General features: G+C 36.7%; 11 protein-coding genes and 1 riboswitch. Of the genes, 2 read left to right on the top strand and 9 right to left on the bottom strand.

Annotation, left to right across the window (positions count from 1 at the left end; translation table 11 throughout):
- Positions 1–168 precede the first annotated feature (168 nt).
- Together FFS26_RS04100 and FFS26_RS04105 are read right to left on the bottom strand one after the other, a co-directional pair.
- On the bottom strand, positions 169–1662 hold the full coding sequence (locus FFS26_RS04100; RefSeq protein ID WP_137904376.1) for a RagB/SusD family nutrient uptake outer membrane protein: 1494 nt from the start codon (positions 1660–1662) through the stop codon (positions 169–171).
- A gap of 18 nt (positions 1663–1680) precedes the next feature.
- Entirely contained in the window at positions 1681–4614 is a 2934-nt protein-coding gene (locus FFS26_RS04105; RefSeq protein ID WP_137904377.1) for a SusC/RagA family TonB-linked outer membrane protein, read from the bottom strand.
- Positions 4615–4697: 83 nt separating this feature from the next.
- Positions 4698–4796: riboswitch (SAM riboswitch) on the bottom strand.
- A gap of 244 nt (positions 4797–5040) precedes the next feature.
- On the opposite strand from FFS26_RS04105, the gene FFS26_RS04110 reads away from it, so the two are divergent.
- Both FFS26_RS04110 and FFS26_RS04115 read left to right on the top strand, forming a co-directional pair.
- Positions 5041–5448: a type II 3-dehydroquinate dehydratase gene (locus FFS26_RS04110; RefSeq protein WP_137904378.1), complete on the top strand. Its 408-nt coding sequence runs from the start codon at positions 5041–5043 to the stop codon at positions 5446–5448.
- 64 nt (positions 5449–5512) lie between these two features.
- Positions 5513–5950 (top strand): hypothetical protein, encoded by a 438-nt coding sequence (locus tag FFS26_RS04115; RefSeq protein ID WP_110008485.1) that lies wholly within the window; start codon positions 5513–5515, stop codon positions 5948–5950.
- Positions 5951–6000: 50 nt separating this feature from the next.
- On the opposite strand, the gene pckA is transcribed toward FFS26_RS04115, so the two are convergent.
- From pckA to FFS26_RS04150, 7 genes are all read right to left on the bottom strand, one after another.
- A complete protein-coding gene (gene pckA / locus FFS26_RS04120) occupies positions 6001–7617 on the bottom strand; it encodes a phosphoenolpyruvate carboxykinase (ATP) (RefSeq protein WP_110008484.1) in 1617 nt (538 codons plus the stop codon).
- 127 nt (positions 7618–7744) lie between these two features.
- Complete coding sequence (locus FFS26_RS04125) at positions 7745–8650, bottom strand: GYDIA family GHMP kinase (protein ID WP_137904379.1); 906 nt, start codon at positions 8648–8650, stop codon at positions 7745–7747.
- 11 nt (positions 8651–8661) lie between these two features.
- Entirely contained in the window at positions 8662–9537 is an 876-nt protein-coding gene (gene fabD / locus FFS26_RS04130; protein ID WP_137904380.1) for an ACP S-malonyltransferase, read from the bottom strand.
- Positions 9538–9607: 70 nt separating this feature from the next.
- Positions 9608–11569: a LysM peptidoglycan-binding domain-containing protein gene (locus tag FFS26_RS04135; RefSeq protein WP_228406431.1), complete on the bottom strand. Its 1962-nt coding sequence runs from the start codon at positions 11567–11569 to the stop codon at positions 9608–9610.
- Positions 11570–11607: 38 nt separating this feature from the next.
- Positions 11608–13194, bottom strand: coding sequence for a bacillithiol biosynthesis cysteine-adding enzyme BshC (bshC, locus tag FFS26_RS04140; RefSeq protein WP_137904381.1), 1587 nt, complete (start codon positions 13192–13194; stop codon positions 11608–11610).
- Positions 13195–13206: 12 nt separating this feature from the next.
- Positions 13207–15144, bottom strand: a complete 1938-nt coding sequence (locus FFS26_RS04145) for a putative porin (protein ID WP_137904382.1) — start codon at positions 15142–15144, stop codon at positions 13207–13209.
- A 92-nt stretch (positions 15145–15236) separates the two neighbouring features.
- The gene (locus tag FFS26_RS04150; protein ID WP_137904383.1) at positions 15237–16877 is read right to left on the bottom strand and encodes a RagB/SusD family nutrient uptake outer membrane protein; all 1641 of its coding nucleotides are present in this window, start codon (positions 16875–16877) and stop codon (positions 15237–15239) included.
- Positions 16878–16881 lie beyond the last annotated feature (4 nt).

Genomic DNA, 16881 nt, shown 5'->3' on the forward strand with positions numbered 1-16881 from the left:
ATAACGTGAAATTAAAAACATACAAAAAACAAAATCAGAATAGGAAAATTCCTACTCTGATTTAAGTATATTTGAAATATTAAACTAGTCAACCTTTTTCAGGACTAGTCAAAAAAACCACCGCAAAAGCAGTGGCTTAAAAAAATCAATCTAATTATGGACTATATCTTATAAATTCGGGTTATTCTCAAATTCTCTTTGTGGAATACTGAATAAATAATAATTACTATTGGGTGTAAAAGCAGATTTATCCGGAAAATCAAGAACAGAATGTCCTTTACCGTCTACGGTTTTCACGGTACCGTCCGGTGTAGTTACCTGAACTTTTATCGGTTTGCCGTCAGCATCTACAAACGGTTTTCTTACTACCGTCCCTTGCGTTCTGATAATATCTGAAAGGGAAAATCCTTCTCCGAATAATTCTTTTCTTCTTTCAATCAGAACGGCATCTACTACCGCATTCTGTGTTAATGAACCATTATAAATATTGGCATTTCTGGCAGATTTCAACTGGTTCAAGACTGCTACCGCTTGAGAAACATTTCCGTTTCTGGCTTCCGCTTCCGCTTCGATCAGGTACATTTCCGCAGCTCTCATGTACACAATATCTGCGATAAGGGTTGGTTTAAATTTAAACTTGGCATACCTCAGCAATCCTTCTCTACCTTTCTGTCCGTCCCATGAAAACAATTGAGATCTGATATCATTAGTATCAAAAAGGTCTTTAAAATAAGGATCTGCCATAAAGCTGTAATAATAACTTCCTGAGGAAGATACATCCAGATAATGGAAGGCATAACTTTCATCAGACTGTTCCTGGGTCTGTGCATGTCCCCAGATCCATTCTGCGTTGTTGATATCATTGAAACCATCCTTATATTTTTCCGGAGCCATAAGAGAAAATCCTTCCCTTGCGATTTTTGCTGATGCTGAAGCTTTGCTCCATTCTCCTGTATTCAGGTAAGTTCTTGCTAAAAGTCCGTTTACCACAGAACGGTTGATCTTATCCTTATTATTTCTTGTATAATTTTTCAACAGGTTATCGGCGTCGGTAAGATCACTTTTAATCAAAGTATAAATTTCTTCAAGGCTTGCTCTCTTCTTCCCTACTGTGCTTGTTGTGGAAGGTTCTGTATAAATCGGGGCTGTCAACGCTGATTTGTCTTTAAGATAGCTGAACTGGTAAAAACTCGCCAGATTCAGGTAACAGAAAGCACGTAAGGCTTTTGCCTGTCCTTTCACCTGATCCTTTTTCTCCTGACTGCCTTCCGTTCCATCAATTCTTGTAATCACATTATTCATATTATTGATGGTGGAATACAACATAGTCCAGATAAACAGCGGGCGGCTTGCTGTACTGTTCACCATTTCTGTAAAGGCATAGGTAGAAGCGAAACCATATTTATTCGTCAATACTGCTACATCACTTCCCATGGCATCACTGGCTCTCAACACAGTGGAATACCCGATATTGGCATAGGTTGTTCCGTCATTATTAAATTTTGCCCAGGTACCGTTCACTACCGTCTCAGCACTTTCGGCTGTTTTGAAAACTTCTACACTGCTGGCCTGATCAGTCGGAGCTGTATCCAGCTCGCTTTCGCAGCTTGCCAACGACAAAAATCCGATAAGAGCAAATGATATATATTTTAATTGTTTCATTGTTTCAATTTTAAAAGGTTAAAGCGTTGCCTGAAGACCAAAAGTAATTGTTCTCATGGCAGGATATCTGTAATACGTGGTTCCGTCCAAAGCCTGCTCAGGATCCATTCCTTTATGTTTATAGAATGTGAGAAGGTTTTCTGCCTGGATATAAATTCTGAATTTTTTCAATCCTATTTTCTCAAAATAATCTTCAGGGAGTGTATATCCTAAGCTTACATTTTTAAGTCTTGCATAAGTACCTGAATACAGGAATCTTGAAGACGTTGATGTCCAGTTATTTGTTGTTGTGCTCAATGCGGGAACATCTGTATATGGATTATCCGGTGTCCACCTGTTCAGGATTTCAGAACTCCACGCACGTCCTCCGGCACTTCCGTTATGCATGATAGAAGTATAATCAGTATCCAGAATTTTCCCTCCGATTTTGAAGGTCAGTAATCCTGAAAAATCAAAATTCTTATAGGTGATACTTGTGCTGATTCCACCTGTCAGTTTAGGCAATGCAGAACCTTGCAATAGTTTTGTTGCTTTTGAGTATTCTGAAGTCGTTCCTTCCACTGAGTTTCCGCTGGCATCAGTAGAAACTGTTTTCCACAATGGCTTTCCATTGCCTGGATCTACACCCACCCATTCCGGAATAAAGAAATCATATACAGAACCTCCTACCGTTAATAACTTTGTTCCCACCACAAGAGAACCTCCCGGTAATTTGGTTACTTTGTTGTTTAAAGTGCTTAGGTTAACATCAACATTCCATTGGAAATCCTCAGTTTTAACAGGGGTTGTGAATAGTGAAAATTCAAATCCTGTATTCTGAATGGTTCCGATATTGGCAGGATAATCACTGATACCCAACGATGGTGCCACCGGCATATTAAACAGAAGATCCTGGCTTTTTCTTTTGAAGTATTCGATATTCCCTTTAACTCTGTTATTCAAAATAGCGAATTCCAATCCTACGTTTAAGTTAAGGTTGGTTTCCCATTTCACATTATTGGTAGATGTTTTCTCCAATGTTGTTCCCGGTTCTCCACCAAGACTGATAAATCTGTACAGCTCCTGATAAGCGTAATAAAGCGGTTGTCCGTTGGGTCTAAGTAATTTATCATTCCCCTGACCTCCGTAACTGGCACGCAATGTCAACTGATTGAAAACATTCAGGCTTTTAATAAATTCCTCATTCGAAATTTTCCACGAACCTCCCACTGACCAAAACCTGCCCCATCTGTTATCTTTCGCAAATCTTGAAGAACTGTCTGCTCTTCCCGATGCAGATAAAAAGTAAGTATTATTGTAGTCATACTCTACTTTTCCAAGGAAACTCAATAAGCTTAATTTATTACTGTTTCCACTGAAACTTCCCAGCAGAGAAGCAGCATCCGGCTCATAGTAATAAGGCAGTGAAAACTGACTTCTCGTTCCTGAAATCGTCTGATAATCGTATTTGTAGAATTCATGACCTGCTAATGCATTAACGTGATGCTTTCCAAACTTTTTATCATACGTCAGAATATTGCTGGTTGTATAGGAAAGTGTTCTGGTATTGGTCTTCGTCACCGAACCTCCAATTTCAGCACCTTGCCCAAGTAATGGATTTGAATAATAATGTCCGTTATAATTCACCAGATCAACAGAGAAGCTTGTTTTGAATTTTAACTCCGGCAAGAAAGTGAATTCCATGAATCCTTTCCCTGAAAAGTTATCTTCTTTATTTTCGTTTTTGTCCAATGGCAACGTTGCAGCCGCATTTTGGTTCTGAAGTGCATTCGTAGGCCTGTATTTTCCAAAATCATAGATCGGATTTCCGTCGGCATCCAAAACGTAAGTGCCGTCTGCATTTCTTTCATAATAAGGATAGAATGAAGGAATGAATCTTGCCGCATTGATGATATTACTCGCTTTTGAATCCGAAGAAGTAGGCGCCTGCTGAATACTGTTCGTATAGCTTAAATTTACTCCAACATTCAGCCATTTTTTAACTTCGGAATTAATTTTCAGCCTGGTATTATATCTTTTAAAACCAGATTCAATGGCCATACCTTTGTCGTCCAGATAACCAAGGGAAAAGAAGTAATTACTTTTCTCACTTCCTCCGCTGATATCAAGATCCATCTGGTTTCTTGAGGCCACTCTCTGTAAAATATCTCTCCAGTCGTCATTCCAGAGTGGTGATGCTCCCGGTAATAGTTTTCCATCTGTTCCTACCGGTTTTGGATAAGCAGTTCCATAGGGATTGATCCCAAGGGTAGAAACAAGATTATCTGTTGCCATCTGAGCGGCCTGCTGAGAAGAAACTTTACCAGACTGATATCCGTTTCGTAATGCTTCCCAATATAATTGAAAGTACTGATCTGTGTTTACCTGTTCATAATCTTTGACAGCTCTTCCTGAGAATCCCTGGCTGATATTAAAATTAACTTTTGCGTCTCCTTTTTTTCCTGATTTTGTAGTGATGATGATAATTCCGTTTGCCCCTCTTGAGCCATACAAAGCACTTGCTGTAGCGTCTTTCAAAACACTGATGGATTCAATATCACTTGGGCTGATAGAGTTAATATTTCCGTCAAAAGGAATTCCATCCACTACATATAAAGGATCACTGGAAGCACTGATAGAACCGATTCCTCTGATTCTGATAGTAGAAACCGCACCCGGCTGCCCTGAGGCACTGGTCGTCTGAATCCCTGCAACCTGCCCTTCCAATGCTTTGGTAATATTGGTTACAGGTCTGTTATTGATTTTATCACTGGAAATGGTGGCTACAGAACCGGTATAGCTGTTTCTTTTTGCTTTTCCATAAGCTACCACAACTACTTCATCAAGCTCCTTTTCATGAAGACTATCTTTTTTCGCCCTGGAATTCTGTGCACTTACACTGGTGACTCCAAGAAAAAAAGCAGCAACCGAAGGTATCCAGGCTTTAGAATTAAATAAATTTTTACTAATCATAATCAATTTTATTTACCATATATTAAAATTTTGCCCTTTGCAGAAAAGTCAGCAAAGGGCATCGATAAATACGATAAACCAAATGCTTATTTTTCCTTAAAAGGCTGAATGTAACACCTTGCCCTAAGGGTAGGTTGTTAAGACTTCACAGGGTCAGTTCCCTCCATCTTTCTTTATAAGCCGATCGAAATATGGTTGCAAAGCTAAAAACTTTTAGTCTACAAAACAAGTAGACTTATTTATTTTTCATGATAATATTTTAATAATTAACATAAAATTTTAATAAAACCCATTACAATAAGGAGTTGCGACTGTTATCATTTTTTCACACATGACAAATATCATTATCAATAATTCAATGGAATAAAAATTCAGCATCACTTAATTTTTATGTAATTAATTAAAAAAACTTTTTAATTTTATAGAATGAAAGTTTTAATCATCAATGGCCCTAACCTCAATCTGTTGGGCACAAGAGAACCGGAAATCTATGGAAGTGTTTCTATGGAAAGTTATTTGGAAAATTTAAAATCCGAGTTTCAGACTCATGAATTAAAATATTATCAGTCTAATATTGAGGGAGAACTTATCAACAGGCTTCAGGAAGATGACTTCGATGCAGTAGTGATCAATCCCGGGGCTTACACTCACTATTCATATGCGATTGCAGACTGTTTAAAAAATATCAGAAAACCTAAAGTAGAAGTTCATATCAGCAATATCTATAAAAGAGAGGAATTCAGACAGAAATCTGTAACAGCAGCTAATACGGATGCAGTCTTATCAGGCTTTGGAATGGATGGGTATCGGTTGGCCTTATTAAGTTTAAAATAACTTATACTTTTTTATTTAACCACGGATTTCACAGATTTTCATAGATGATTATGAAAAATAATTTATGAAGATAAAGGATAAGATTTACTGTAAAAGCATTGGGGTAAATTCCAGACAATTAACAAAAAGAAAATCTTATATCGTTGAAGAAATAAATGCTGAAAATATAAGAATCTGGAATGATGAAGGAAAGCTCAGATGGTATTCTAAGTTTTATTTCTGCTTGGAGAAAGAACCGGAAATTATTTCCATTCATATTGATGATGAAATAGTAGAGGATACTGAATCTGCAATAGAAGTCACCATTGAATTTTCTGACAAAACAAAATATTGGATGACCTTCACTACTCCAAAGTATTTAAATAAAATATTGGACGGAAAGTCTTACTTTTCTTCAAAGCATTTTATGATTATAAAATATCTGACTGAAGAATCAATCAAATCAACAGTCCTGAAACTGGATGAACAGAATGAATTGATTGAAAGTTGTAAAAAATACTAATAAGAAAGCCTCATCAGTGATGAGGCTTTTTGTATGTTGATTGGTAACTATTAGATAGTCTGTTCCTGCAATTGAGGTCCTGAAGCAACTAATTTCTTACCTTCTTCAGTATTACAGTACTGCTCAAAATTCTTGATATATCTTGAAGCAAGATCTTTTGCTTTTTCTTCCCATTCTGAAGCACTTTCATAGGTATCTCTAGGATCTAAAATACCTGTAGAAACATTTGGTAATTCAGTAGGAATTTCAAGGTTCATGATCGGAACCTGAGTTTTAGGAGCATTATCAATAGAACCGTCAATGATGGCATCAATGATTGCTCTGGTATCTTTCAGAGAAATTCTCTTTCCGGTACCATTCCAACCTGTGTTCACCAGATAAGCTTTAGCTCCGTGCTCCTTCATTTTACCGATTAATGTTTTAGAATACATTGTTGGGTGCAATGTAAGGAATGCTTCACCAAATGCTGGAGAGAAAGATGGCTGAGGTTCAGTAATTCCTCTTTCAGTTCCAGCTAATTTTGAGGTATAACCGCAAAGGAAGTGGTATTGAGCCTGATCTTCATTCAGGATAGAAACCGGAGGAAGTACTCCGAATGCATCTGCAGAAAGATAAACAATCTTTTTGGCATGACCTGCTTTAGAAGGCAATACAATTTTGTTGATATGATAGATTGGATAAGAAACTCTTGTGTTCTCAGTGATAGATCCATCTGTATAATCTGCTACTCCATTGTTAACAACAACGTTTTCAAGAAGTGCATCTCTCTTGATGGCAGCGAAAATATCCGGTTCTTTTTCAGCGGATAAGTCGATAACTTTAGCGTAGCATCCGCCTTCATAGTTGAATACTCCATTGTTATCCCATCCGTGCTCATCGTCACCGATAAGGTATCTTTTAGGATCTGCCGATAAAGTTGTTTTACCAGTTCCTGAAAGACCAAAGAATAAAGCTACATCCCCTTTTTCTCCTACGTTAGCAGAACAGTGCATAGAAGCCATACCTTTTAATGGAAGATAGTAATTCATCATAGCAAACATTCCTTTCTTCATTTCACCTCCGTACCATGTACCTCCGATAATCTGTAGTTTTTCAGTAAGGTTGAACATGATGAAGTTTTCAGAGTTTAATCCCTGAGCTTCCCAGTTCGGGTTGGTAGTCTTTGATCCGTTGATTACTGTGAAATCCGGCTCGCCAAAGTTTTCAAGCTCATAGTGAGAAGGACGAATGAACATATTAGTAACAAAATGTGCCTGCCAAGCCACTTCAACGATGAATCTTACTTTAAGTCTCGTATCCGCATTCGTTCCGCAGAATGTATCTACTACATAAATCTTTTTAGATCCGGCAAGCTGGTTCAGCACTAGTTCTTTACAAGACCCGAAAATTTCTGCAGTTGTAGGTAAGTTTACTTTACCATCCCAGAAAATTGTATCTCTTGTAACATCATCCTGAACAATATATCTGTCTTTAGGTGAACGACCTGTGAAAATTCCTGTTTTTACTGATACTGCGCCTGATTCTGTAAGCTCAGCTTTCTCAAACCCCTGATTTTCAGGAGAAACTTCAGCCTGATATAATTCTTCGTAAGAAGGATTATACACTACTTCATAGTTTCCTTTAATCCCTAATTTCTCTAAATCCTGGATGATTTTAGTGTTTTTCATTTTACTTATATTTTCTATTTCTTTATTGCTTTCAACAAAAATAATATTAATTATTTGTTAAAGGTGGTTTAAATATACTGATATAAGTCAGAATGGCAAATAAAAAAACAGGATTGTAATATATTGATTATAAACCAATTATATTATCCCATTCAAAAACGGTCGTAAAACCTTTCTCCCAAAAATAGTTCTTATAGTCCCCAAATTTCGCACTCATCACAAAATCTCCACCCCATGCACCTAAACTTTTGACAAATGAAGGGCAATCTGGGAAAAATTTTTCTCTAACTGTGAGAATTTCAAGAAAATCGGCAATTTTCCGCTCATGAATCATCATTAATTCAGAAAAATTTTCCAATTCATTGCATAACATAATTTTCTTTGTGATATCCGAAAATTCATCAACCAATTCCGGGGACTTCTTTTTTGATTTGTAAAAATTGATTCCTTCCCTACTATCCTGCTTCTGATTTAAATGAATAAAAATCAGTTCATTTTTAAAGGACGGATTAAAATCTACTTTCTCATATCTTATCTCAGGTTTACTTTGGAAAAGCACTGCAGATTTTTCTTTCGCTACAGCGATATCGTATCCACTGCCTCCCAAACTGATGGTGTTAAGATGAAAAGGATCTATTTCAGCCCATTCCGCCAGGTTATTCATCAGGGTGGAACTGCTCCCAAGCCCATAATCCGCTGGAAACTGAAGATTGGTTTTTAAATGGTAAGTAAGATCAGTTTTGAATTTACTGTCAGAAAGCAGCTGAACATTTTGTAATGTTTTGGTGATAAATTCAGCGCTTGATGGAATATTGGTTTCTAAGATCTGCCAGTTTTTATAATCAATGACAGCTTTTAACCATAATGTATTCTGATGATAGGCTTCCCAAAGAATAAGAGATTTTCCATCTTCTTTTTCTTCAAAGAAAAACTCTTGTCCCAGCCTGGTAGGTACCGCTAAGACAAGAGCTCCATCGATTGCGAAATATTCTGAAGTAAGCATAAGCTTGCCCGGTGAAAAGATCGCGCTCATATTTTTTTTATTTAGATTGCAGAAGTTGCTTCTACAGATCCGTCAATTTTTTTGATCAATCCCTGAAGGGTTTTTCCTGGTCCTACTTCCACAAAGTTAGAGGCACCATCTTTAATCATATTCTGAACAGATTGAGTCCATTTTACAGGACCGGTAAGCTGAGCGATCAGGTTTTGCTTGATCTCATCAGGATTGGTTACCGCCGTAGTCGTAATATTCTGGTATACAGGAATAGTTGCTTTTCTGAATTTTGTCTTTTCGATAGCTGCTGCCAGTCTCTCCTGTGCAGGCTGCATCAATGGTGAGTGGAAAGCTCCGTTTACCGGTAACAGCAATGCTCTTTTAGCGCCTGCTTCTTTCAGCTTTATACAAGCTTCTTCTACTGCAGGAGTTTCCCCTGAAATAACCAATTGTCCCGGACAGTTATAGTTAGCAGGAACAACAACCCCGCTAATCTGTGCACAGATTTCTTCAACCTTGGCATCATCCAATCCTAAGATTGCAGCCATAGAACTTGGATTGGCGTCACAAGCTTCCTGCATCGCTTTCGCTCTTTCAGAAACTAATTTCAAACCGTCATCAAAGGATAAAACTCCGTTGGCAACCAAAGCTGAGAACTCTCCCAAAGAGTGTCCTGCTACCATTTCAGCACCAAGACCATTTACGGCTTTTAATGCTGCTACTGAATGTATAAATATTGAAGGCTGGGTAACCTCTGTTTTCTTAAGATCCGCATCCGTACCGTTAAACATAATGGAAAGAATGTCGAAACCTAAAATTTCATTGGCAGATTCCATCAGATCTTTAATATCTTTTCTAGAATCATACAATTCTTTTCCCATTCCTACGAACTGAGAACCCTGCCCTGGAAATACAAGTGCTTTCATGTATTGAATTAAATATTATGCAAATATAACTATAATGTTAACAATATTCGTTTTAAGTGCTATAAATCATTTATTGTACTAACCTGATTACTCTGTAACCTGTATTTACATAAGCACCGTTAGCTTTAGATTTTACAAACTCAAATTTGGTCGCAAGCTGAGTCTGAACTTTATTCATTTGTTTAAAGATCTCTCCTTTTTTATTCTCTCTGGTTAACATGTCATTTACCACATCAAAACCTACGATAGCATATTTCGGTGGCGTTTTGCAGTATTTGCTTTTATAAGCAGCCAGAATTTCTTTCTCAAAGCTTCCGTCTGTATTGATCTTTCTATCCATCAGATATACAAGACTTGCCTGGCTCAGCTCATCCACTTTCTTCTCAAAAACAGGAGAATAGAACATACTGAAGGCTTTTATTCCCTGAACTTCTTTAGACATCGCAATCATTCTGTTGGCAAAAGCATCTCCTGCAGTATTATCATCATTTGCTAAAATGGCAATAACCGGTGCAGACTGTCCTGTCATCATATTCTGATCCGGCTGAATATCTGCCGACGAATTAACAATAATGATATTAGGATTTTTCACCGCTTTTTCAAGTCCGGCTTTGATATAGTTGGCATCTTCTTTTTTAGCATCTGCCACTATATATATTTTCTGATCTGAATACACTGCTTTTACTTCTTCTACAATCTTATCAGCATACGTCTGATTATTGGTTTCTACAATAATAAGGTTACTGTAGTTATAGAGTTCCGGAGAGTTGGCAAATGGTGCTACAATCGGGATTTTTTGATTTTTGGTGAAATCAAGAACATCAATGACATTGGATTTGAAGAAAGGTCCGATAATAAGATCTGTATTATCAGGATTAATCTGTGTCAAAGAGTTTTTGAACGAAGCTTCATTCCCTGAGTCTACTACTTTAATATCTAATTTTTGTCCTCCCCTTGCATTTCTTTCAATAGCAAGTTTAGCTCCTGTCAAAAAGTCAAGTGCCATTCCTCTGTACTGAGTTTCATTGGTACTGTACCCGAAAGGAAGCATCAGGATAACGCTTAAAGCATCACCATTTTTCTTTATATAAGCTGCATCCTGCTTTTTGATCTTTAGAACCATTCCGGTTTTCAAACCGTGTGAAAGATCCGGGTTGAGAGCGATAAGCTCATCAATAGAAACACCGAATTTATTAACGATAGAGAATACTGTATCTCCCTGCTGAACCGTGTAGGTAACATAATCATCACCTGCAACAACAGTGGAAGCAGCGGTTGATTTTTCGTTCCCTGAATCCATTTTTGCTTTTGGATTTGAAGTTTCAGCAACAGTATCAGTATTATTGTTATTGGATCTTTTTATTGTTATGGTATCACCAGGTTTCAGTCCTTTTTCTTCCAATCCCGGATTTAAAGCATAAAGGTCCTGCTGGCTGATGCCAAACTGTTTTGTAATTCTGTAATAATTATCTTTTGCCTGAATCACATAAGATTCTCCTTCTGCAGCAGTAGTAGCAGATGTAGCAGCAGTTGCTGTTACTTTTTCTACAGGAGTTTCAACGTGCTTTTCTGCTGTTACAGCCTGTTGCTCGCCACCATATTTTTTTATACTGGCAAGAGGTAATGTGATTTCGTCTCCGATTTTCATGTGAGAATCCAGTTCAGGATTCAGTTTTCTTAAATCAGTTTCAGAAATTCTGTATTGTTTTGTAATACCATAGATGGTTTGCTTTGGCATTAAAACAATTTTACCCAGAGAAGAAGCACCTGTATTTGAAGTTACTTTTCCTGCCGGAGCTGTTTTTGTTACAGCTGGAGTGGCTGCTTTTTCTGATTTTATCGTTAAAACATCTCCGATCGCCAGTTTGCCATCTTTATGTTTTGGGTTTAGCTTCAGCAATTCATCTACAGTCATTCCATACTTTTTTGCAATGTTGTAAGGATTGTCACCTTGCACAACCGTATGTGATTTCTGGGCTGAAACTCCCAAAACCATACATAAACTGGATAGAATAAAAAACCTCTTTATCATATTCGATAATTATAATTTACAAAAATACTTCTTTAAAATTAAATGGCAACAATTATTAATTTTGAATCTTGAACCACCATTTCTTCCAAACAATTTTCAAGCCACGAATAGCCATAATCTGAAAAGAATACACTAAAGTTATATACCCTCTCCTGCCATGTTTTTGCGGGATGAACATCTAAAAACAGATTTTCAAGTCTTTCCAGCAATTCATTCTGTTTTATTTTTTCAGCATGAAGCAGGCGTTTTTTCATTCTTTTAAATGATTTCAGCTGTCGTACTTCTTCTGCCTTCACCATATTACCGAAAGATTTCTCCGTGGTTTCCGCAGAAGCTTTCAACACAGAAAAATTGCTGATCAATACTTCTTCTTTTTCTTCCAGCAATTGTAGAATAGGATTATCTTTTAAAATCTTCCGATTCGTAAGTACCGTGAAATTCTGGAAAAAATCTTCTATTTTAAGATCAAGCTTTTCTATTTTCCCTAAGGTTTTTTCTTTCAGGAAAAGCATAGAATTTCTTGGAATCAGGATAGGAAAAGGAATATTGATTTTTGAGAAATAATCCTTCAGTTCCAGCCAGTACATGATTTCGGCATTTCCACCGATATAAGCCAGATTGGGAAGCACGTTTTCCTGATAAACAGGACGCATTAATGCATTCGGACTGAATTTTTCAGGATGATTTTCCAGTTCAGCCAGAATCTCTTCTTCTGTAAACTGGATGGTCTTATCCACAATGATATACTTCTGACCATTAAATTCAATTCTGTCTCTGGTGTCAGAAAGATAGAAAAGGTTAATTTCACGAGGGTTTACCTGAACCTTTCCATATTTCTCAGTAAGAAAATCTACTTTGTCTTTGGAAGTTTTCTGTAAACTGAAGTTCAGAAGCTCATCTTTAAAAATCGTTTTCATCTGATTCTTAAGTTCTACAGAATCTCCATCCAGAATCAAAAGTCCGAATTCTGAAAAAAGACGGTTGACAAGAATCTTAATGGCTTCCGTTAAGGTGTTTCCTGCTTTATAAGCTTCCTTCATCATTAAAATCAGCTCTGTCCCGAAAACAGAATCTTTAAATTCTTTTTCAAATTCAGAAATAAAATAGGTATCACTGATTTCAATTCTCCCTACCGGGCCACCAGATTTTTCGTTGGTTTCGTAATAGTTATTTTCAGTTTTAAAATGGTTGATCTCTGCAAAATCATGATCCTCCGAAGCCATCCAATATACCGGAACAAAATTAAAATCCGGAAAATTTTCTTTCAGATAGGTGCATGTCTTTATTGTCTGAAGAATTTTATATACAAAGAAAACAGGTCCGGAAAACAGGTTCAGCTGATGCCCTGTTGTAATAGTGAACGTGTTTGGCTGTTTAATACTTTCAATATTTTCTTTCTGCTTTGAAGATAAAGAAAGGCTTGTTAGCTGGCTTTCGAATACATCAGCTAAAATATTTCTTTTCTCTGATGCGAAAGAATCTTTCTTCAGATGAATCTGCTGTCTGAAATGCTCTAAGGAAAATGTGTTATTTTCAAACCCCTCAATCTTCTCATGTAAAAAATCTTTTACCAGCTGAGGAATGCTTTCTATATCGTTAAATAATATTTTATTAATTGCTTTCAACCTGTACAGTTTTTAGTTGAACAAATACCACACGATTCCGATATTCAATCTGAAATCATACACCGGGTAATGTGGAAATGCATATGCTTTGTTGTTGGAGATCACCGTTCCTATCTGCTGTCCTTCTATGAAAAAGAACATTTTCTTCACCTTCATATTAATATAAACATCGGCGATAGGCTGTCCTCCAATTGAAAATGAATCTGCTCTTGGCAGAATGTATTCATTAAGAACCGGGAAATATTCTCTTGAAGCGAATTTAGAGAAATAATATACTTTAACCCCTGCCTGAATTTCCGCTGCTTTTTTAAAGGCCTGTGTCTGATAGAAGAAGTTGGCTCTACCGATAAAACCTGGTAAAGGAAGCAGTTCTTTATTGGTTAAAGTATTCTGGAAATGCACTCTTGTATTCAGGTGGAATTTATTGAAGCTGAATGTGGCATCTCCTCCGATCTGAGAAATATTCACAGAATTATTACTTTGCTTCGGACTTCCGTTACTGTCAAAATACGTATAGTTATCAATTCTGAAGTAATTGGCGAAAAGCTCTGTTTTGAACCATTTCAGATTGATGCTACCTCCTACTTCCATTACAGACTGGTTCTTCGCATCTTCAAGATAATAATTGAAATTGTTATAAACGGAAGTATTTAATAAATAATTGAATGAAGGATAGGCACTCTGGAAGTTTACTTTTGCATTAACGAAATAATCTTTGATTGGTTCAAACTTCAGATTATTGGTTGTCTTCAGGTAACTTTTAAACTGGCTTCCGTTTGAAAATTCCAGGAATGAATTCAATTGAATTTTATCCCAAAGTTTTACCTGCAGATTTCCTACAGCTCCAATTCTGTTTTCTTTCAGTTCGCCAGGGAAAGGAACACCGTTCAGTGCAACAACATCTCTTATACCTAATTTGATCATCTGATAACGTACCCCTGCATCCAGCTTGAATTTTTCATTATTAAAAATCAAGCTTACCGTATTGCTGAAGTTTTCGGAATATTTTTTTGTTGTCAGCGGGAAACCGTCTACCAGTTCAGCAGGATCATTATACCAATAAGGCTCCAAAGCAGTTTGATTATAATAATATTTGTTCCCCTGATGAGAAATAATATGTCTTATACTGAAAGGGAATTTCCCGGAATTGAATGGCGTAAACTGATGACTCAGATAGTATCTTCTGTAAGAAAACTGTGAGCTTGAAGAGGCCAGATTTACCTGCGCATTTTGTCTGTTGCTATAATTACTGTCACCACTTTGAAACAGATTATCTTCGGTAATACCTCCACTCTCCTGATTATTTACATTCTGATGAAGATAATGGGCAAAAAGCTCATAATTTCCGCTTTTCGAAACATAGTGACCTGAGAATAGTGTATTGTTATTTGCTGACAATGAGTTTCTGTAAAGTCCCTGAGAACGAAGTCCCATATATTCAAGAGCAAAGTTGAATCTTTTTCCGATGTTCTGAGTATAGGTTGATTTCAGAGCAGCACCGTTTCGCATGGCATTATGATAAATAAATGATGCGGTAGGTGTTTTTACGTCGTAGTATTTCACATCATTGGCTCCAATGATCATGTAAGATTTATTGGAAGGCAGTAATGAAAGATTTTCTTCAGGATTTATTTCAAATACAAGTGGATTGAATCCTGCACCAATGTTGGCAGGCTGAACTTTTCCAAAATTATCTTTATTATTTTGCTGTGAAAAGATATAGGTTTTATCAAAAGTCATTACGGTATCAAAAACTTTCTTTTCAGAAAACTGAGTCTGATACTGGTAGTCATTAATGGTAGGTTTAAAAATTTTCAGGGAATCTTTTTTCCCGGAATCTATCACAAGGGTGTCTTCTTTTTTGGACTGAGGCTTTGTCTCTGCTTTATTCACGACCTGAGCCTTGGCTATAAAACCTAAAGAGAAGAGTATGAAAAGGATGTACTTCATTATTCATTATTGTACAGCAAAAATAAGAAATAAAAGGACATAAAAAACCCCTGCTTTGAGCAGGGGTTGTATATCAAATGATTATTGTATGATTAATAACCAGGGTTTTGCTGACAATTTGGATTGGCAGAAGTCTCTTGCACAGGTATAGGTAATGTATACTTATAACTATCATTTGGTAAGTTAAGAGATGGTAACGTGATAAAGTCATCTTTAATGTTTCTATCCATTGTTACTCCTGCAACTGTAGCAAGTCTTTTTAAGTCAATATATCTGTGTCCTTCTAAAGCAAGTTCGATTCTACGCTCTTTCAAGATATCAGCGTAAGCAAATTGAGCATTAGTATACACAGGAGTTGTTGCAGTACCTAAATAGTTTCTTGCAACTCTCACCTGTTGAATAAGTGCCTGAGCGGAAGCTAAGTTACCTGCCGCTACTTCTGCTTCTGCTAAAATAAAGTACATTTCTGACAATCTGAATACCTTAAGGTCATTTCTCGTTGCTGTACTTGTTTTACCAGGATACTTATCAATAACTAATCTATCATTTCTAGAGTCAACATTCTGGTAGTTTGTCTGTATAATTGACGTTGGATCAATGTAATTATATCTTCTAACATCTCCTTTATCAGGTTGTCCGGCAGGAGTATAAATCAAATTGAATAAGTTTCTACCTAAGAACCACATTGGTACTCCACTTACTGTAGATTGGTTTGTATTCCATCTAGATCCAATCGTTGCACCAGCTCCCAAAGGAAGTCTGTTCAAAGAGAAAATAATTTCTCCTCTTGACGAGTCATTCCATAGATTTCTGTATGGGTTGAAAGAAGACGCAGTTCCATAAAATTCACTTCTCCAAGTACTACCAGTACTTAAATCAATTGCAGGTGATGTAGTAGTTACAATAGGATTGGCTACAGTTAACTTAGAACCTGTTGCTGCATCCAAAATAGGAGAATTATTAATCACATCCTGAGCATATTGCTTTGCTAATGTAGTATTCCCTCTATATAAATTGAAACGAGCAGAAAGAGCGTTAACGAATCCTTTACCAACAGTGTATCTTGCAGCTGCAGTATTAGAATATGTTAAAATACTTCTGGCATAATCTAAATCTGCATTAATAAGGTCGTAAACATCCTGATTCTTAGCTCTTGGTAATTTAGCATCAGTTGCCGGAACATCTTTTATAAGAATAACACCTAATCCGTTAGGGTCTTTCATATTAGGAGCAAAATAAGTTTCCAATTGAACATAACAAAATGCCCTGATCGCTCTAGCCTGTGCAATGATACTGTTATATTGAGCAACTTCACCAGAACTAGGAGTGATATTTTTAGCTCCTTCCAATAATCTGTTAACTCTGTTAATTACTTTGTAATTGTTAAGCCAGATTCCATCACTTGAACCAGTACTTACTGATCCCCCTCCAACAATTTGAGTAGATGGATCAAGGAAAAATCTGTGTAGTTCGTACTCCTGACCACCACTACCGCTTCCAGGCTTAACTTCATCTGTGAAAACTGCAGTAAAATATATTTCATCGATTGGATCAAACACAGCATATACCGATCCATTTAAAGCTTCGTTCAAATTTGATACATTCGTAAATACTTCTTCAGGCTTCAATTCCCCCGCCTGTTTAATATCTAGTGCATCCTGGCAACTATTTAAAGCAAATCCTGTTGCTGATAAAGTTGCTAAAATTAAAACTGTATTTATAATTCTTTTCATAATT

Origin of the sequence: Chryseobacterium sp. 2VB, from assembly GCF_005503635.1 — a bacterium.
Lineage (GTDB): Bacteria > Bacteroidota > Bacteroidia > Flavobacteriales > Weeksellaceae > Chryseobacterium > Chryseobacterium cupriresistens.